At 38.8% G+C, this 18,890-nt stretch carries 20 protein-coding genes; 12 read left to right on the top strand and 8 right to left on the bottom strand.

The features are described 5' to 3' along the window. The first annotated feature begins 195 nt into the window (after positions 1-195). The 4 genes from L2672_RS10250 to L2672_RS10235 all read left to right on the top strand — a co-directional run bounded on the left by L2672_RS10250 (position 196) and on the right by L2672_RS10235 (position 4,459). Positions 196-3,249 carry a DUF748 domain-containing protein gene (locus tag L2672_RS10250; RefSeq protein ID WP_248995755.1) on the top strand — a complete coding sequence of 1,018 codons (3,054 nt, stop codon included), beginning with the start codon at positions 196-198 and terminating at the stop codon, positions 3,247-3,249. Positions 3,250-3,326: 77 nt separating this feature from the next. Then, positions 3,327-3,683, top strand: coding sequence for a glutathione S-transferase N-terminal domain-containing protein (locus L2672_RS10245; protein ID WP_248995754.1), 357 nt, complete (start codon positions 3,327-3,329; stop codon positions 3,681-3,683). A 45-nt stretch (positions 3,684-3,728) separates the two neighbouring features. Further along, on the top strand, positions 3,729-4,178 hold the full coding sequence (locus L2672_RS10240) for a hypothetical protein (protein WP_248995753.1): 450 nt from the start codon (positions 3,729-3,731) through the stop codon (positions 4,176-4,178). Between the two features lie 89 nt (positions 4,179-4,267). Then, entirely contained in the window at positions 4,268-4,459 is a 192-nt protein-coding gene (locus L2672_RS10235; RefSeq protein WP_248995752.1) for a DUF2986 domain-containing protein, read from the top strand. Positions 4,460-4,531: 72 nt separating this feature from the next. Here the strand turns inward: L2672_RS10235 and fadR are convergent, their stop codons facing one another. After that, positions 4,532-5,251, bottom strand: a complete 720-nt coding sequence (fadR, locus tag L2672_RS10230; RefSeq protein ID WP_248995751.1) for a fatty acid metabolism transcriptional regulator FadR — start codon at positions 5,249-5,251, stop codon at positions 4,532-4,534. Between the two features lie 545 nt (positions 5,252-5,796). On the opposite strand from fadR, the gene nhaB reads away from it, so the two are divergent. Together nhaB and dsbB are read left to right on the top strand one after the other, a co-directional pair. After that, positions 5,797-7,386 carry a sodium/proton antiporter NhaB gene (gene nhaB / locus L2672_RS10225; RefSeq protein WP_248995750.1) on the top strand — a complete coding sequence of 530 codons (1,590 nt, stop codon included), beginning with the start codon at positions 5,797-5,799 and terminating at the stop codon, positions 7,384-7,386. 124 nt (positions 7,387-7,510) lie between these two features. Continuing rightward, complete coding sequence (gene dsbB, locus L2672_RS10220) at positions 7,511-8,023, top strand: disulfide bond formation protein DsbB (RefSeq protein WP_248995749.1); 513 nt, start codon at positions 7,511-7,513, stop codon at positions 8,021-8,023. Positions 8,024-8,085: 62 nt separating this feature from the next. On the opposite strand, the gene L2672_RS10215 is transcribed toward dsbB, so the two are convergent. Further along, on the bottom strand, positions 8,086-8,559 hold the full coding sequence (locus tag L2672_RS10215) for a YcgN family cysteine cluster protein (RefSeq protein ID WP_248995748.1): 474 nt from the start codon (positions 8,557-8,559) through the stop codon (positions 8,086-8,088). A 9-nt stretch (positions 8,560-8,568) separates the two neighbouring features. After that, entirely contained in the window at positions 8,569-8,850 is a 282-nt protein-coding gene (locus L2672_RS10210) for a YcgL domain-containing protein (protein WP_248995747.1), read from the bottom strand. A 121-nt stretch (positions 8,851-8,971) separates the two neighbouring features. Between L2672_RS10210 and minC the strand changes: the two genes are divergently transcribed. From minC to minE, 3 genes are read left to right on the top strand one after another with little or no spacing between them, the layout of a single operon-like run. Continuing rightward, on the top strand, positions 8,972-9,637 hold the full coding sequence (gene minC, locus L2672_RS10205) for a septum site-determining protein MinC (protein ID WP_248995746.1): 666 nt from the start codon (positions 8,972-8,974) through the stop codon (positions 9,635-9,637). Positions 9,638-9,663: 26 nt separating this feature from the next. Beyond that, a complete protein-coding gene (gene minD / locus L2672_RS10200) occupies positions 9,664-10,473 on the top strand; it encodes a septum site-determining protein MinD (protein WP_248995745.1) in 810 nt (269 codons plus the stop codon). A 2-nt stretch (positions 10,474-10,475) separates the two neighbouring features. Then, positions 10,476-10,736: a cell division topological specificity factor MinE gene (minE, locus tag L2672_RS10195; RefSeq protein ID WP_248995744.1), complete on the top strand. Its 261-nt coding sequence runs from the start codon at positions 10,476-10,478 to the stop codon at positions 10,734-10,736. A 130-nt stretch (positions 10,737-10,866) separates the two neighbouring features. Here the strand turns inward: minE and rnd are convergent, their stop codons facing one another. The 5 genes from rnd to L2672_RS10170 all read right to left on the bottom strand — a co-directional run bounded on the left by rnd (position 10,867) and on the right by L2672_RS10170 (position 16,412). Next, the gene (gene rnd, locus L2672_RS10190) at positions 10,867-11,985 is read right to left on the bottom strand and encodes a ribonuclease D (RefSeq protein WP_248995743.1); all 1,119 of its coding nucleotides are present in this window, start codon (positions 11,983-11,985) and stop codon (positions 10,867-10,869) included. 55 nt (positions 11,986-12,040) lie between these two features. After that, a complete protein-coding gene (gene fadD / locus L2672_RS10185) occupies positions 12,041-13,714 on the bottom strand; it encodes a long-chain-fatty-acid--CoA ligase FadD (protein WP_248995742.1) in 1,674 nt (557 codons plus the stop codon). 210 nt (positions 13,715-13,924) lie between these two features. Further along, the gene (locus tag L2672_RS10180; protein ID WP_248995741.1) at positions 13,925-14,875 is read right to left on the bottom strand and encodes an alpha/beta fold hydrolase; all 951 of its coding nucleotides are present in this window, start codon (positions 14,873-14,875) and stop codon (positions 13,925-13,927) included. 3 nt (positions 14,876-14,878) lie between these two features. Beyond that, the gene (locus tag L2672_RS10175) at positions 14,879-15,724 is read right to left on the bottom strand and encodes a class I SAM-dependent methyltransferase (RefSeq protein ID WP_420833150.1); all 846 of its coding nucleotides are present in this window, start codon (positions 15,722-15,724) and stop codon (positions 14,879-14,881) included. Further along, positions 15,714-16,412 carry a M50 family metallopeptidase gene (locus tag L2672_RS10170; protein ID WP_248995740.1) on the bottom strand — a complete coding sequence of 233 codons (699 nt, stop codon included), beginning with the start codon at positions 16,410-16,412 and terminating at the stop codon, positions 15,714-15,716. The genes L2672_RS10175 and L2672_RS10170 overlap by 11 nt, the downstream gene beginning before the upstream one ends. Positions 16,413-16,710: 298 nt before the next feature. Between L2672_RS10170 and L2672_RS10165 the strand changes: the two genes are divergently transcribed. The 3 genes from L2672_RS10165 (at position 16,711) to L2672_RS10155 (ending at position 18,879) form a co-directional block, all read left to right on the top strand. Then, positions 16,711-17,373 (top strand): response regulator transcription factor, encoded by a 663-nt coding sequence (locus tag L2672_RS10165; protein WP_248995739.1) that lies wholly within the window; start codon positions 16,711-16,713, stop codon positions 17,371-17,373. After that, positions 17,370-17,972, top strand: a complete 603-nt coding sequence (locus L2672_RS10160; protein ID WP_248995738.1) for a DUF938 domain-containing protein — start codon at positions 17,370-17,372, stop codon at positions 17,970-17,972. The genes L2672_RS10165 and L2672_RS10160 overlap by 4 nt, the downstream gene beginning before the upstream one ends. Positions 17,973-18,033: 61 nt before the next feature. Next, positions 18,034-18,879, top strand: coding sequence for a D-hexose-6-phosphate mutarotase (locus L2672_RS10155; protein WP_248995737.1), 846 nt, complete (start codon positions 18,034-18,036; stop codon positions 18,877-18,879). Positions 18,880-18,890: the final 11 nt, after the last annotated feature.

The raw sequence follows: 18,890 nt of genomic DNA, 5'->3' as shown, positions 1-18,890 counted from the left end.
AATTGTCGGTGAGCAGCGCCAAAAAAAATTTATCTGAATAATAGCGTTACTTACATGACTAATCTGTTGTTGGTTACGCAATAGTTTGCCCAAAAACATTTAGTTAAAATTGAAAAATAAACGCAAAAACCGTTCTCTTTCATGCTGTAAAAACGTTAAAATGGTGTTATTCAAATTGTACTGTAGAGTGTTGTAATGTCTTTTGTCAGACTAAAATTTTCACAATTTCCTTTATATCAAAAATCGATTATTGTTCTCGCGCTGTTATATGCCCTTTTATGTTTGATTTTAGGTGTTATCCTCCCTTATGTCGCAGAGCAAAAAATAGCCGATGTTATTGAACAACTCACAGGCCGAACTAGCCAAGTAAATGAGATTAGATTTAACCCTTTCACTTATGAGCTTTCAATAAACAAACTGTATATTCATGAGCAAAATTCTACTGAAGTTTTTAGCGGTTTTGATAATCTTTATATCAATCTTTCTCCATTATCCTCATTGGTTAATTTGTCACTCTCTATCGATGAAATCAGTTTTCAAAAGCCCAGTGTCAATGTCCATAGACTCACCGAAAACAATTTTAATTTTTCTGACATATTGGCACTAAATCAACAAGCTGATGATAAACCGATTAACTCACAAGCTGATAGTCAGCCCGGGCTTCCGTTTCAAATACAAATCAGCAAAATTGCCATTCAACAAGGTGTCATTTCACTTGAAGATAACGTGAGTGACAGTCAGGTGACTTACCCTGCAATTAATTTAGAATTTAACCACTTCGACAGCTTGGCTAAATTAGTGGCTGAAACAGATAAAAGCCTGACCAAACTAAACCAATACGCCATTACATTACATGACGAATATCAAGCACAGCTTGCCCTCAAGGGTGAGTTACAGCTATTCCCTTTGTCAGTTAATGTCGCGGTTGAGTTAACCGACTTTGACTTATCAAAATACTGGCAGTTTTTTGATGAGCATTTTGATATTCAACTACAGCAAGGTATGTTTGGGCTTTCCAGTCATCTTTCTTTAGCCATGAATACGGCTTCTGACACGCTTCAATTTAGTATCGACAATACTGATATATCATTAGAATCATTAAGTATTTATCATCAAGATGAACAAAAGGTTGCACTTAAAACGTTAACGATGAATCAGTTAACACTGGATAGTTTAACGCAAGAGATTGTTGTTGAAAGTATTAAAGCGGAACAAGGTAAACTGGTATTAAACGTGTCTCCTACTGGTGCCGATATCGTTAATATCCTTATGCCAAAAACATTCCAAACAGCGGCAACTGATGAAGCGACAACATCACCTGAAATTGCACCTCAACAACAAAATAAGTCTGAGAATGAACCGTCTTGGGTAGTGATAGTCCAAGAAAGTTATCTAAACAATGTTGATGTTAGTCTTGGTGAGTCTGTTGGCAGCCCGAAATTAGTCGTTTGGGACCTAAGCCAAATTAATCTACAAACAGGCGTTATTCGCTCTGATCTCACTACTCCTCTTGAATATCAACTTTCCGCCAAAATTAATCAGCGCAGTGATCTTGCCACATCGGGCATATATGATTTTGAACAACAATCATTAAATGCTGACTTTAGCTATAAAAACCTCTATTTAGCCAGCCTTCAACCTTACTTAGAAAAGTTTATTAATATCACTATTGAGTCGGGTAAATTAAGTACAGTGGGCAAACTCAGTTTAGATGCTACCTCAAAATTTAACTACACCGGTCAAGCATGGATAGACACCCTAGAAATTCAAGATAACATTTTAAATAAGCCACTCGTCACGCTAAATAAAATGGATATTAATCAACTTGAATTTGATAAAGAATCTAATACGCTTCTAATCGATGAAATTAGCTTTGATCAACTTTTTTCCAGAGTCATTATTGCTGAAGATAGAACCACCAACATTTCAGATTTACTTAAGCCAAGTTCTTCAGCGGCTAAAGAAGCTGAGACTAAAACAGCGGAAGCAACCCAAGCCGATGCTTCAACTCCCAGCACCAGTATCACCATTAACCGTATTACTTTTAAAGATAGTTCAGCATTCTTCGCTGATAACTCTTTAACACCCAATTTTGCATCTGGCATAGAACTGCTTAATGGTCATATTTCACAGCTTTCTAATACTAACAACACACCTTCAATTGTTGATATAGCGGGTAAAATCGATAAATACGCTCCAGTAACTCTAAAAGGCAAGGTAAACCCATTTTCGAAAATGCCCTTTGTGGACTTAAACCTCGTGTTCAAACATGTAGAACTAACCTCAGTAAACCCATACTCAGGCACTTATGCCGGCTATTATATTGATAAAGGCCAAATAAACCTCGACTTAAACTATCAGCTCGAGAAAAACAATCTGTTAGGTTCGAATCATGTAGTGATTAATCAATTACAACTTGGCAAACCGAGTAACAGTAGTTTAGCAACGAGCCTGCCTATCACATTAGCCGTTGCGCTACTTCAAGATAGACACGGAGTCATTGATTTAGGCGTCGATATTGAAGGTGATCTTGATTCTCCTAGCTTCAGCTTTGGCAGTATCATTTGGGGAGCTTTTGGTAACATTATCACCAAAGCGGTGACCGCTCCGTTTAGCTTACTCGCCAATTTAGTCGGCTCTGATGAGCCGCTGAATAAAGTGGCCTTTGATTACGGTCAAACTCACATTGTAGAGCAACAAACTGAGCATATCCTTGAGCTTGCTCAAGCGTTAAAAGACCGGCCATTATTAATTATCAATGTAAAAGGCGATGTTGATACCATAAACGATAGCCAAGCGCTGGCTGAACAAAAACTACACAGCAAACTGGCATCATCTGCCAATATCAGTGTCAGCAATCTGCCCTCGCCGTTAACTGCCAGTCAATTTCCGCAATCTGGCCCTTTAACACAGGCGTTATATCAGCTGTATACCAGCGAGTTACAGCTAGAACCGGAATTAATTAAACAACAGATAATCGAACAACATGCAACCATTGAACCTGACACTGAATTGCCACTTGAAACGTTAACAACTCGTTGGCATATTGCACTATATAACCAGTTAAAAAATAATCAAACAGTCAATGAAAGTGACTTAGGAGCACTGGCACAGGAAAGAGCGAAATCGGTTAAGTCATTCCTCGTTGAACAAGGGAATATTGCCAGCGATCGCATTTTTGTAATGGAAAGTAGAGTTCACACTCAGCACAAAGAGGCTGAAGTCTCATTAGAATTGCAGGCTGATTAGCATTTGATATCATAATGAAGCTTTAATCTGTATCAACAATACAGTAAGATTCGCTTTTATTTTTTTACGAGGTAGTTATGTTTGTTATACGATGGTTTTTAGGCCGAATTATTTTATTACTCAATTTTATTTTTGCGCCGAAAAAACGCCAACGTTCACCAGAAGAACAAACTCAAGTTGATGCACAATCTCAATCATTAACGCTTTTTCAATACCACGCATGCCCATTTTGTGTAAAAGTACGTCGAGAGTTACGTCGTCAAAACCTAAATATTCAATTAGTTGATGCCAAATTAGCAGATAATAAACAGCAATTGCTTACTCAAGGTGGCAAAGTTCAAGTACCTTGTTTAAGGATTGAAGAAAATGGTCAAACTCAATGGCTATATGAATCATCCGCTATCAGCCAATATTTAAATGAAAAGTTTGCCTAACCATTGGTATCATCAGTGACTCAATAAACATAAAAGGACTTACCTTTGTTGAAACGACTTCTCATCATTTCACTGTTATTCGGCTTAGCAGGCTGTAGTGCAAAAAAGATTGATCCCATGGAGTTTGCTGGTCAATTTAAAGATCAGTTTAAAACTCAAATAAAAGGCGATGGCATCAAATTATTTGTCTATAAAGCGAAACTTGCGACAGCATCAGATCGAAATATTGATGATGCCATGCCGCATCAGCAACGTATCAATCGTCGTAAACAAGATGCCAGAAGTTATCAACGGGAAATGCAACAACGAGAAGATTTTCTAGAAGTCTGGAAACAACAAGTTCAAATCGGTTTAGATAAAACTATCGCGATGACCGGCTATTGTCAGCAAGGCTATATTGAGCTCAGCCGTTATATTGAGTACGAGCGAGGTGAAATTCGCGGAGAATGTAACGAAGGTGCAACTGAAGACGATATCAAAAAATTTGCTCGCTAGGGATTTGGCGTTATTTACGCTAAAATAGCGTTAACAGAGTTTCTCATCGCCAAATGGCCTGTCATACATTGACATAACGAAGATTTATTATGAACAAAAAGCAACAGATGATTAAAAAGCTCGCTAAACGAGCTAAAGCACGCAAAAATAAAGTCGTGCCTGACAATCCAAGTAGTAAAGTTAAGCCTCGATATATTTCAAAGGCCGAACGCGCTAAACTTGAACAAGCTGAAGCAGAGTCAGTTGTTGTCACTGAAACGACTGAAGAAAACAAACCTTAAGTCATTAATTTCATAAAAAATGCCAATCAAATGATTGGCATTTTTTTTAGCATTCAACTCAAACTGCAACGGCTAACTGTTATCTTGTGCAATTTCAGCAGGCATATCATCACGAAGCTTTTGCCATAGTTTGCCACTTTCAATGGCATTAGTTCTCATTAAAGCAGGCACCGCTTGGTAATCTTTATTTTGAGCTAGCTTTTCTAATTCAATATAAAAATCTAACGCTAACTTTCTGGCTTCTTTACTCGAAAAATAATATCGGCCTACTCTGCTATATAATCCTTTAAAGCCGTTAAGAATTAAGACATACAAGGGATTACCCGAAGCAAAGGCTAAAGTATGATGTAAACGGTAATCAAATTCAGCATAGGCTTCAGCTTCATCCGGTAACTCATTAATTGTCGCTAATATTTGTTGCGCTTTTTCAGGATTTAATCTAAATGAGGCTCTGAAATAAATCGTGCTCACATTGGCACGAGCAGACATCAGTTGATCAACTAATAATGGAAAGCCTTCAGGGTTTAAGTCAGCAATGGTTTCAAGGATATTTAATCCAGACGTTTCCCAGAAGTTATTTACTTGAGTAGGTTTACCATGTTGAATCTTCAACCAACCATCACGCGCTAATCGTTGTAATACTTCCCTTAACGTCGTACGCGTCACACCGATAAGTTCAGACAGCTCGCGCTCTGCGGGTAAAATTGATCCAGGAGGAAACTTATTATCCCAGATAGAACGAACAATATACTTTTCTGCAAAACTTGCAGGACCTTTGGCATTGATAATCATCAGCCTAAAATTCCTATACTTAGCGGTTGTAGTTTTTATTGCTACTTAGAATGGCACTGATCATACCAGAGACAAGAAAAATAAAAACCATTGTTTAGCTTCAAACACGTTACTGAGCAATTATTGTACTAATGTTCGATAGGATTAAGTGAACCTCCAATATAATGCCACTTACTTAATGGAATTATTCAGCCATATTTGTTTGCCGAAATGTTATATTGTTTCACACATTTTTATGATGTAGCTCAAGTTTAATCATTACATTTAAGGTTTAATTAAGCTAAACTATCGCCCAAATAGAGACCCCCTCTATTTTTAACCGTTTAATTAAAAAATAAACATATAAAAATCATATGATTAAGTTTATTTCGTTTGGTAGTAAATTAAGCTAAATAGTCAAGTTGTTAACCTTTACTTTTGTTACACAATAAATACTTAAGCAAGCTCATTATTTTACACCTTTGAAACAACCTATCATCTGAGTTGAGTGTAATGCATAAGCTTACATTAACGTTAAATAACACGACAATTTTGGAGTGGCAGATATGCCGGCTAATCAAGCTCAAGCGATGTTTAATAACTTTTTAGGTAACTCTCCAAGGTGGTACAAACTCGCAATTGTAGCCTTTCTCATTATTAATCCTATTCTATTCTTTTATGTAAGCCCGTTTGTTGCAGGTTGGGTACTCGTGGTCGAGTTTATCTTCACCTTAGCAATGGCATTAAAATGTTACCCATTACAGCCTGGGGGCCTGCTTGCTATTCAAGCCGTTATGATAGGGATGACCTCCGCCAGTCAAGTATTACATGAAATAGAAGCAAATTTAGAAGTATTGCTATTACTGATCTTTATGGTCGCCGGCATTTATTTTATGAAGCAACTGTTGTTGTTTGTCTTCACTAAAATGATCACTAAAATCCGCTCAAAGATCATTGTGTCACTGATGTTCTGTATTGCTTCTGCATTCTTATCCGCATTCCTAGACGCCTTGACGGTCATTGCTGTCATTATTGCTGTCGCGGTGGGTTTCTACTCTATTTACCACAAAGTTGCTTCAGGCAAAGACTTTAGCTCAAATCATGACCACACCCATGAGGATAGTAGTCCACAACTTAATCACGAAGAATTAGAAGATTTTCGTGCATTTTTAAGAAACCTGTTAATGCATTCTGGTGTTGGTACAGCATTAGGTGGCGTATGCACCATGGTGGGCGAGCCACAAAACCTCATTATTGCAGCACAAGCTCATTGGAATTTTGGTGAGTTTTTTATTCGCATGGCTCCGGTGACGATGCCAGTTTTTGCAGCAGGTATTATCACTTGTTTTGTGGTCGAAAAATTTAAATGGTTCGGCTACGGTGCAAAATTACCTGAGGCGGTGCATAAAATTTTAACCGATTACGCCACCTATGAAGATGAACATCGAACCAGCCAAGACAAAGCCAAATTAGTGATTCAAGCTATTGTGGGTCTTTGGTTAATTGCCGGCTTAGCATTACACCTTGCCTCTGTGGGCTTAATTGGTTTGTCAGTTATTATTCTTACCACGGCATTTAACGGTATTACAGATGAACACCAAATAGGTAAAGCATTCGAAGAAGCGCTGCCTTTTACGGCTTTACTTGCGGTATTTTTTGCTGTGGTAGCAGTGATTATTGACCAGCAATTATTTGCGCCAGTTATTCATTGGGCATTAAGCTACGAAGGTAATACTCAGTTAGTGATTTTCTATATTGCTAACGGTTTACTCTCTATGGTGAGTGATAACGTTTTTGTTGGTACGGTGTATATTAATGAAGTTAAATCGGCATTAATGGCGGGTGAAATTACTCGTGAGCAATTTGACTTACTGGCTGTAGCAATCAATACCGGAACTAACTTACCGTCGGTAGCCACCCCCAATGGTCAGGCCGCCTTCTTGTTCTTATTAACATCTGCTTTAGCACCGTTGATTCGCTTATCTTATGGCCGAATGGTTTGGATGGCTTTACCCTATACCATTGTATTATCCATCGTGGGTGTGTTAGCGATTGAAACCGGTTTCTTAACGGACATGACTAGCTATTTTTATGATAATCATTGGCTTATTCACCACTCAGCCAAAGATGTCATTGGAGGTGCTACTGGGCACTAGTTGAAGCTTTTACCTATATCAAACAATGGACAAGGTTGAATAAATATTTTATGTTTAGCCAATATCGTCCAATGATGACACCCTCTTTTGAGGGTGTTTTTATTCTTCTACATGAGAAAAAATTTTGAATAAACTTCAGCTATTTTGCCAAAACAGATTGTCATGGTTATTACTGTTTTTTTCTGGGTTAGCGCTGCAACTTAGCGCATTATTTTTTCAATATGTGATGGAATATGACCCATGTGTAATGTGTGTTTATATTCGTGTTGCGGTGCTAGGTATCATGCTTTCAGGCCTTGTTGGTGCCTTATTCCCTAAACTTTGGATACTGAGATTTATCGCTATGATAGGCTGGATAGTCAGTGCTATTTGGGGAGCTAAACTCGCTTTCGAACTCAATGACATGCAGGTAAATCCTAACCCATTTGCAACCTGCTCATTTTTCCCAGAATTTCCGGAATTTATGCCTTTAGATAAGTGGCTACCTGAAGTGTTTTCACCTACCGGTATGTGTGGCGAGTCTGTATGGTCTTTCTTATCATTAACCATGGTGCAGTGGACTATGGTGGCATTCATTGTTTATAGCTTTATTTGGCTAGTGATGTTTTTACCCGCACTCACACCAAAACGTAAATAACGATATTCAACGCCATATTAAAACCATAAAAAAACGGACATGTTTGTCCGTTTTTTTATGGGCTAATCTAGGTCTTCCAATGGCCACATGACAATATTGTCTTCTAGATAGCGAACTTTCATTTCATTGACCGTTTTAGCTTGAACTGACATCCCTAGCCGATGCATTTCATCTTTAGAGCCGGTTATTAATGGGTGCCAACTGGGTAATCCCCTACCAAGATATAATCTACGATATGCGCAACTTTCAGGTAGCCAGGTAAGCTCAGCTAAGTTATCCATTGAAACAACCGTACAATCTGGTACGAACTTAAACCTTTCAATATAACGCCGACAATTACAACTATTGTCATCTAGCAAGTGGCACGCAGCATTGGTGTAATAAAGTTCGTCGGTGTCATCATCGATAAGTTTGTTTAAACAACATTTACCGCATCCATCACACAAAGACTCCCATTGCACTGCCGTCATATTTTCCAATGCAGTTGTTTCCCAAAAACGGGTGGGGGTTGACGTTTGGTTTTCTTCTTGGCTCATAGTTAAAAGCTATCTACTTTCAAAATTAATACTGGCTTTGTGTTGCTCAAGTAAGTTTTCTTCAGGCGGAGGCAGTTGTAAATAATAGCCCTTTTCATCCAACTGCTGTTTCACCTTTTCAATATCCGCCATCGCTAAAGAGTCTCGCTTAGATAATGGCACTAACATGACTAATTTGGGCGCGCCAAACATTGCCATCAAAGGTTCAGGTACATCATCAAATACATCACGTTTTTTGACAAATAGGTAGGTATCAGCCTTACGGCTACTTTTATATACTGCACAAATCATTTTCGTGTAAATTTCCGCTGGTTCAAACTTGATAGTCCACTGCGCACACTATAACATGGTGACCCAATAAAATAATTGTAAATCAGTTTACAAGCATGAATTTTTGGAGAATAACGACGAGATGATAAAACAAAATCTCGAGTTAAAAGCCACATCTTTTACTCTTTCCGTACTTTATATTAACAATAGCAACCTTGATAGTGTTGCCAACGAGCTTGATAAAAAGCTGGCCCAAGCGCCTCAATTTTTTATTGGCGCACCATTAGTGTTAAATTTAAGTGCACTTAACGAATGCAACGTGGATTTGGTTGCCTTAAAGTCGCTACTAGTAGAACGACAATTGATTATTGTTGGAGTGACAGAAGCTTCTGCCAACTTGGCCACCCAAGCAAAAGAGCTTGGTTTAGCAGTAATGAAATCAGGTAAGCAAGCTAAAGCACCTACAATCGTCCCTCGTACGACAAAAATCGTTAAGCAAAATGTTCGTTCAGGCCAACAAATTTATGCGAAAGAGAGTGATTTAATTGTATTTGGTGCGGTAGGCAATGGCGCAGAGGTTATTGCAGATGGTAGCATTCATGTTTACGGCGCTTTACGCGGTAAAGCAATGGCTGGTGCAGCAGGTGACAATAATAGTGTCATTATTGCCAGCTCATTAGAAGCTGAACTAGTATCTATAGCAGGGCAATATTGGACCGCAGATAGTTTGCAACAACATTGCCATGCCCAAAGAGGTTGTGTCCGCCTAGAAGGCGAAACTCTCACTGTTGAACTATTGCCACAATAAGGCAAATTTTAAGGATAAATAATCACATGGCACAAATTATTGTTGTCACTTCAGGAAAAGGTGGTGTAGGTAAAACAACCTCTAGTGCCGCCATTGCAACAGGCCTTGCGTTAAAAGGTAAAAAAACCGTTGTTATTGACTTTGATATCGGCTTACGTAATTTAGATTTAATTATGGGCTGTGAACGACGTGTAGTATACGATTTTGTGAATGTCATTAATGGTGAAGCAAATTTAAATCAAGCAATGATTAAAGATAAGCGCTGCGAAAATTTATTTATTTTACCGGCATCGCAAACTCGAGATAAAGACGCGTTAACTAAAGAAGGCGTCGGGAAAGTGTTAGATGATTTAGCCAAAGATTTTGACTATATCGTTTGCGACTCTCCTGCTGGGATTGAACAAGGTGCCATGATGGCATTATATTTCGCTGACATAGCCATTGTAACAACCAACCCCGAAGTCAGTTCAGTCAGAGACTCTGACCGTATTTTAGGAATGCTGCAAAGTCGCTCACGCCGTGCTGAACAAAACCTTGAGCCAATTAAAGAATACCTACTGTTAACCCGTTATTCTCCAAACCGTGTTAAAACAGGTGAAATGCTCAGTGTTGAAGATGTGAAAGAAATTCTTGCTATTCAGTTACTTGGTGTAATTCCAGAATCTCAAGCGGTGTTGAAAGCCTCAAACTCTGGTGTCCCTGTCATTATTGACCAAGAAAGCGATGCAGGCCTTGCTTATAGTGACACTGTTGCAAGGTTGCTGGGTGAAGATGTGCCACTACGATTTGTCACAGAAGAAAAGAAAGGGTTCCTAAAAAGGATATTTGGTAGCTAATTATGTCAATACTTGATTATTTTAGAAGTAATAAAAAGCCTAATACCGCCTCATTGGCTAAAGAGCGCTTACAAATTATTGTGGCTCATCAACGCGGTGAGCGTGAAGCCCCTGATTACTTGCCAAAAATGAAGCAAGAGATTATTGAAGTCATTCGCAAATATGTTCAAATTGCAGATGATCAAGTCAGCGTTCAACTTGAACAAAACGACGATAATTTATCAGTGCTAGAATTAAATGTGACTTTACCTGAGTCGAGATAGTGTCTTAGTACAACTCAGGCTATAAATAGTCAACATTTCACTGGGCAATATGATTAAAAAAGGATAAGCGAAAGCTTATCCTTTTTTGTTGATGAACGATTACAAAGACTTACAATTGACCTTTAGTCGGCTATTCTGCGGCAAATTCAATATCATGTAATTGGTCACCAATTAATTGACCTCTCCAGCCTTGCAATATCAAAGGTGCTTTAGAATTTTTGTCATGATAAAGCCAAGTTAAAAATTGATGAATCAGCCTTTTTGAACCCACAAATTCCATTGGAACATTGTGTTGTTCACAAACTGCCGTTAAACGTGTCTTTACGGTCTTGAAGGTTTGTTTATAATTAGGCTTTAACGCGATAACATCTACTTCATCCGGCAAATTACTCATGTCAGCTGTCGCCATAACCTTGATTAAGTCTTTACCATGAAAGCGCTTTTCGTGGTCAGTCAGGTCATTCATATTAATCAGATCAGGTAATGTTTTAGGTGATTTTTTAGCAAGTGCAATCAGTGCATGATCTTTAATAACAAAACCTAAGGCTAAATCTCTGCTAAGGGCTTTTTCTTGACGCCAAGCCGCTAGCACTTTCAATGTGGCCAATTGACGACGTGTTAATTGAAATGCATTTTTTACTTTAAGGTAAGCTTGCTGATTATCCAGGGCGTCTAAGCGCCCTTCTGTCAGTCTTTCACCCTCTTGATAAACCCAATCAAGACGTTGCAGCTCAATCAGTTTCTGCAATATTTGCGGGTATAATTCATACAAGTAATACACGTCATTGGCGGCATATTGTAATTGCGCGTCAGACAATGGACGCTTCATCCAATCTGTGCGCGACTCACCTTTATCAAGACTAATCTCTAGGCATTGTTCCACCAGCTTGGCATACCCCAACCCATGGCCCATTCCGGCTAAACTTGCTGCTATTTGGCTATCAAATAATGGCTTAGGTTGGCATTTTCCATAATGAGCAAAAACTTCTAAATCTTCACTACATGAATGAACTAATTTAATGATATTTTCATTGGTCAATAATGACCAAAATGGCGATAGGTCGGAAATTGCTACTGGGTCAATAAGTGCCAACGTTTTACCGTCATAGGCTTGAATCAGTCCTAATTTTGCATAAAAAGTACGGGTGCGCACAAATTCCGTGTCAAGTACCAAAAGAGGAGCTTTTTGATATTGCGCGACTAAAGACTCTAATGCATCATCATTACTTATATATTCAAACTCTAACACAACTTACTCCAGTTTTTTTAAGATAAAAAAACCGGCTATTGGCCGGTTTTCAATGTTACGTTTTTTTCACTTCGTCTCGAAGCTGCCTACGTAAAATTTTACCCACATTGGTCTTTGGCAATTCATCTCTAAATTCTACCAGTTTTGGGATTTTATATCCCGTTAAATGATGACGACAGTGATCAATTAGCGCTTTTTCAGTCAATGAGTTATCTTTTGCTACCACAAATATTTTGACAAGTTCACCACTTACATCATGCGGAACGCCAACAGCGGCAACTTCAACTACTTTAGGATGTAACGCAACCACATCTTCTACTTCATTAGGAAAAACATTAAAGCCAGAGACTAAAATCATGTCTTTTTTACGGTCAACAATATAGAAAAAACCTTTTTCATCCATATAACCTATATCGCCCGTTGCAAGCCAACCATCATTGTCAATGACTTTTGCTGTTTCTTCCGGACGTTGCCAATAGCCTTGCATCACTTGCGGGCCTTTAGCATAGAGTTCACCGGTTTCGCCTTGCGCTAAAACTTCACCTTCATCATTACGAACTTGTATTAATGTTGATGGTGCAGGAAAACCAATAGAGCCGTTGTACCCATCTAAATCATAAGGGCAACAAGTCACTAATGGAGACGCTTCCGTTAAGCCATAGCCTTCTAATAAACGGGTTTGAGTAAGCGTTTGCCACTTATCCGCAACCGCTTTTTGAACGGCCATTCCGCCGCCGATAGACAGTTTAAGCCTAGAGAAATCCAAGTTTTTAAAATCTTCATTATTCACTAACGCATTGAATAAAGTATTCACTCCAGTCAGTGCAGTAAAAGGATATTTTTTTAACTCGCCAACAAATGCTGGTATATCTCTTGGGTTAGTAATTAATAGGTTTTTACTGCCTTTATGTAAAAATAATAGACAATTAACCGTTAAAGCAAAAATATGGTATAGCGGTAATGCTGTAACAACAAACTCAGTACCGTCTTTAAGCGCTGGTGAATATGCACCGTTTGCTTGAAGCACGTTAGAGACAATATTTTTATGGCTTAACATGGCACCTTTAGACACCCCTGTAGTACCGCCGGTATATTGTAAGAAGGCTAAATCGTCACTTTGAATTTCAGGTTTAACGTATTGTAATCGTCGGCCTTTAGATAAAGAATCTCTGAATGAACGAGCGTGAGGCAAGTCATATTTCGGCACCATTTTTTTAATGTACTTAACAACAAAGTTTACTAAGGTCCGTTTAGGCGCGCTGAGTTGGTCACCTAACCCTGTAATAATCACAGACTTTACCGGCGTTTGATCAACCACTTCTTCCAATGTGCGGGCAAAGTTTGACACCACAACAATGGCTTTAGAGCCAGAATCAACTAACTGATGTTTAAGCTCTCTTGGGGTGTAGAGTGGATTCACATTAACCACAACCATACCGGCTCTTAACACCCCAAATAATGCAATGGGATATTGCAATAAATTTGGCATCATCAATGCCACTCTATCGCCTTTTACTAGCTTTAATTCATTTTGTAAATATGCGGCAAAAGCACGACTTCGCTCTTCAAGTTTGCGATAAGTCATGGTCGCCCCCATGTTAATAAATGCAGGTTGGTCAGCATATTTTGACACTGCATTTTCAAACATAGAGATTAAAGAAGTAAATTCAGAAGGGTCTATTTCAGCCGGTACATTGGCCGGTAGGTGATTAATCCAAGGCTGGTCCACAAGTGTCTCCTATTATTGCCACTGTGCTAAGACGTGCATTCCCCGTCAGTGGCTAAAATCGTTTTACTGTTATTCGCTTTTGTTAGTATTAGAAATAATCAGCAAACGTGTTGTTATCGTTATAGCAAGTAAAATCATACAAGCGTTTTAATTTTGAACATAATCACACAATTGTTATCAAATTAATAGCGCTTTAAGCGTTAGGTTAGCTTATTTTAGAATAAATGCTCGAATTTGTGCCAACAAACTGGTTGCATGGCTCATATGTAAATGATGACAGCCCGGTAATTCTATAAGCTGCACTTCAGTGAACCAATCTAATACTTGTTTTTTTGCTGATTTTAGCTGTTTATAGCCATTTTCACCTAACACTAAAAGCGTTTGGGTCTCATTGTGGCTCATTAATGCATCGACTTGTTCAAAAGTCATTCGATACATGGAGTCAAGCTTAAGCCTTGAATCACTTCGCCAACAATATTTTTCGTCAACGTTAACGAGATTTCGACGGGCAATTAAATGACACCACTTTTCATCTAAACCCGTTAACTTATGGCGGGCTTTGGCAACAATTTCAATACTATTATAGCCGCTGGGCTTAAGAGATGTGGGGATTGGTTGTTTATTTGAATTGTGTGTATTGGCATGAACTCTATGTTGTTTCAAACTTTTATTAAGCCGCTGCTTTATTAAACTGGCATCTTCAAACAAAGGCGCAATGGCTTCTATTAAAATCAGCTTGTTAACTCTTTGGGGCGCACATGCATTATAAGCACTAGCAACTATGCCACCAAGAGAGTGTCCTAATAGAACTAAGTCTGGTTGATTTACCCCTACCAACAAGGTTTCTATAAGGTTATCGAGATCATAAACATAATCGACCCAATTAAGAGGATATAATCCTGGTCGATGTTCAGATAAACCATGTCCCGGCCAGTCAAACGTTATCAACTGGTATTGATCCACTAGATCTGAAGCCAAAAAAGCCTCTGCCAGTGGTTTAAAGCTATTAAGATTATCTAACCAGCCATGGCAAGCTAAAATGATGGGTAAGTTTTCATGTCCGTATCGGCATGCTGCAATATTCAAATGAGCCAAAGGGATAGTAAATTCTTCACCTATTTGGTTGGTTTTCATCATCGGCTTTGACTCATTTTTCTGCATGTTTTATTTCGCTTTTAAAAACTTCAATGTCATTCGGTCACTTTCACCGATATCAATATACTTTTGCTTATCTTCATCACCCATTCTCAAATTTGGCGGCAATGTCCAAACACCTTTGGGATAATCTTTAGTGTCTTTAGGATTGGCATTAATTTCTGAACTAGCCACTAATTCAAAACCAACTTTTTTAGCTAGGTCTATCATTTGCTGTTGTTCCATATAACCACTTTTAGCCTCCATACCTTTATTCGCTCGATGCTCAACAACGCCAAATGAACCACCGACTTTTAACACTGCATAAGCGGCTTCAAACACCCCTTCTAATTGATCATTCGTTGCCCAATTATGTAAATTTCTGAATGTTAGAACATGATCCACTGAATTATCTTCGCCAAGGCTTAGTTTCTCAGGAGGATTTAAGGTGACAAATTTCACGTCACCCACAATAGCTTTATTGTCAGACACCCATTTTTCAAACTTCTCTCCAGCTGACTTAAAATAAGCTGAACGCCTTGTATCTTCTTTAGGCTGAGTCTCAAAATTTGCCGCAATATATTGACCTTTGTCAGCAAGATATGGCGCAAGTATTTCAGCATACCACCCACCACCAGGCCAAAGCTCAACAACCGTTTGCTCTGGTTTAACATCAAAGAAAGCTAACGTTTCAGCGGGGTGACGATAATTATCTCTAGCGACATTTGATTGACGACGAAAGTCACTGGCCACCGCATCAGCTAGCGCTTGGTTAATGGTAAGTTCTTGCGCGCTAACCGCTGGTGAAAACATCGTAGAAGTTAAACTAACAGAAGCAAGGCTCATTGCCATTGCTAATACAAACTTAGATTTCATTAAATTTTTCCTTTTTAATAATTACTTTCTTCCAACATAACCAAAGTGCTCCACAGCTGATTCCCAGCCAAAGAAATACCCATATCCAAGCAGGTATCCAAGTCATTTGCGCTAGAGCTGCAGCGTCACCTTGTCCGGGCAAACCGAATAACACCACAGGGCTAGCCATGGCATTAACAATTATCACAAGTGCTAATATACGAAGTAAACTGTTCAAAGGACGACTATTTTTTACTTTAAGTGGTAACAAAATAAGTCCAACAAGGGCTATAACAATCAATAAGGTGAGAAAATCTCTAACCCAAAATACGATTGAGGCAACCAAAGTCAAGGCTAAAAGTGTTAACGTGAAGCGAATGCCTTCACGCCAAGTGGCCAGCAAGAATATGATATATCCCCACACTGCAGCCCCCATATAGCCCGAAAACGCAATAATAATACCGCTACCACCTTGGCTAAAACAAAGGCCTGTGCCATTGGGGAACAACTCGATATGACTCACGATTCCCCCAGTCACAATGGTGGCAATGCCATGCGACAACTCATGAAAAAAGCTTTCGAACCATTTAATTGGAATACTAATATACGGAATGCGGGTCAATAAAAATGCCAAAATCAGCTCAACAATAAATCGACTTCGACTCGGAATGCCCGAGTCCGTTTGTTTCAATGCATTATTATTTGACATACTGCCCCTTTTATCGACTCATGAGCATAATAAATGCTCAACTTGCTCGGTAAATGTAAAATATCAATATTCATTCTCAAGTGCATATGGTAAAACAATTTTATCGTTTGAGATAACGCGGCTTAAGATGCATTATTTCAACTATGTAGATTCAATTTCAGCTGGCAACCTCCCTATTAGACCAAAGTCTAATTTTACTAGAATGTCATTGAAATGTTCTACAAACCAATGGAACAAGAAGTTACTTTTCTGTTACATTATTGATATCTTCACGCGCAACAAAACGAATATAACAGCCATGAAGCTAGAAAACTTAAATATTATCATTGCCGATGATCACCCATTGTTTCGAAATGCGTTAAGACAAGCATTAACCCCGACGTTTGCCAATACGCAATGGCATGAAGCCGACAGTGCTGAAGCACTTCAAAAACTAATGGATGACTCCAGTGTTGAGTTTGATCTGATATTACTTGACCTACAAATGCCTGGCTCTCATGGCTACTCAACCTTAATTCACTTGCGAAGTCATTATGCTGAAATACCCGTGGTGGTTATTTCAGCCCACGAAGACATCAATACAATCAGCAGAGCCATTCATTATGGCAGTAGCGGCTTTATTCCCAAGTCTTCTTCAATGGAAACCCTTGCTGAAGCATTGAATGCAGTTTTATACGGTGATATTTGGTTACCTCAAGGCACTCAAGTTGTGCCAGTACCAGAAGACACAACTGATCAAATGGCCAGCCGTTTATCTGATCTCACCCCACAACAATATAAAGTGTTGCAAATGTTTGCCGAAGGTTTGCTAAATAAGCAAATCGCTTATGATTTTGGTGTTTCAGAAGCAACGATTAAAGCCCATGCCACCGCGATTTTCCGCAAACTGGGGGTCAGAAATCGTACTCAAGCAGTTATTGCATTACAACAACTTGAAATGGAAAAGGTTGATTTGTCTTGAACCCGATAGCCAATTTGCCTTTTTCACAAGCATGTGAAAACAATAAACAGCCAATTCTAAATATTTTGCAAGCACAACTCAGCCACTGCCAATCGTTATTAGAGATAGGTAGTGGCACAGGACAGCACTGCTGTTTTTTTGCTCAAAAATTACCACATATTTATTGGCAAGCGACCGAGCAAATACATCATCTAAAAGATCTAAATCAAAGAATCAGCCACGCAAATCTTGCCAATCTCCCTATGGCAATACCTCTTGATATTGCACAACAATGGCCTGAGCATCAGTTTGATGCAGTTTTTACTGCAAATACCCTTCATATTATTAGTGAAACGCTAGTTTGCCAATTTTTTGAAGCACTAACACAGGTCTGTAAATCTGAGAGCCAATTGTTTATTTATGGGCCATTTAAATACCAGGGCCAATTTACCTCAGATAGTAATGCTGATTTTAATTTATGGTTACAATCACGTGATCCTCAAAGTGCAATAAGAGACGTTGAATGGATTTGCCAATTAGCATTAAATCAAGGTTTTGAGCTTATTAAAGATCACTCCATGCCGGCCAACAATCAGTTATTACATTTTATTAAACGCTAACTCAATATAGCGTAAGACACATTCATCACTGATACAATTTTTGAACCCAAGGAACAGTATTATGGCTTCAGTTACCACCCAAAAACATACCAATGGACTCGAGTTCGTTGAAGTGAAAACAGACTTGTGTGAAGCTCGAATTTTTATGCAAGGTGCTCAAATAGATCAGTTTATTCCAACGGGTAAACCGCCACTATTATGGGTTTCTTCTGCAGATGATTACCAAATCGGTAATGGTATTAGAGGGGGTATCCCAGTTTGCTGGCCTTGGTTTGGCATGAGTGAAGTTGAAGGTTTTCCTCAACATGGCTTTGCAAGAACCCGAATTTGGAATTTAGATTCCGTAAACATTGATGACCAAATTGTAAACCTGGTATTTAGCTTAGATATTGATGAACAAGATAGACAATACTGGCCTCATGATACTTCAGTGAAAGTGTTATTCACATTAAGCGAAACGTTAACTGTTAGTATTCAAAACACCAATAATGCCGATTACCAAATCAATTTAACGCAAGCTTTGCATACTTACTTCCCTATCACCGACATTCATCAACTTTCAGCCTCGGGTTTTACTGGGTCTAAATACATTGAATTTGGAGAAGGTCCTTATAAACAGCCTTCAGACACGGTCAATTTTAATAAAGAAACCGACCGAGTATATACCCAGTTAGCTGATGTGCAGCATTTGCACACCCCAAATGGCACCATTGAAGTCAGCCGAGAAAACAGTCAATCAGCGGTACTTTGGAACCCATGGATTGAAAAATCAGCAAGATTGTCGAGATTTAATGCTGACGATTACCTAACCATGGTGTGTTTAGAAGCCGCCAATGTGTTAGAAGATAACGTATCATTAGCCCCAGGTGAAACCCACACCCTCACAACGCATATTCGTTGGATTTAACGTCCAACGTA

The organism is Shewanella gaetbuli, assembly GCF_023284065.1.
In the GTDB taxonomy this organism is placed as follows: domain Bacteria; phylum Pseudomonadota; class Gammaproteobacteria; order Enterobacterales; family Shewanellaceae; genus Shewanella; species Shewanella gaetbuli.
Note: the sequence above shows the minus strand (reverse complement) of the source record. Positions and strands in the feature narration are given on the sequence as shown.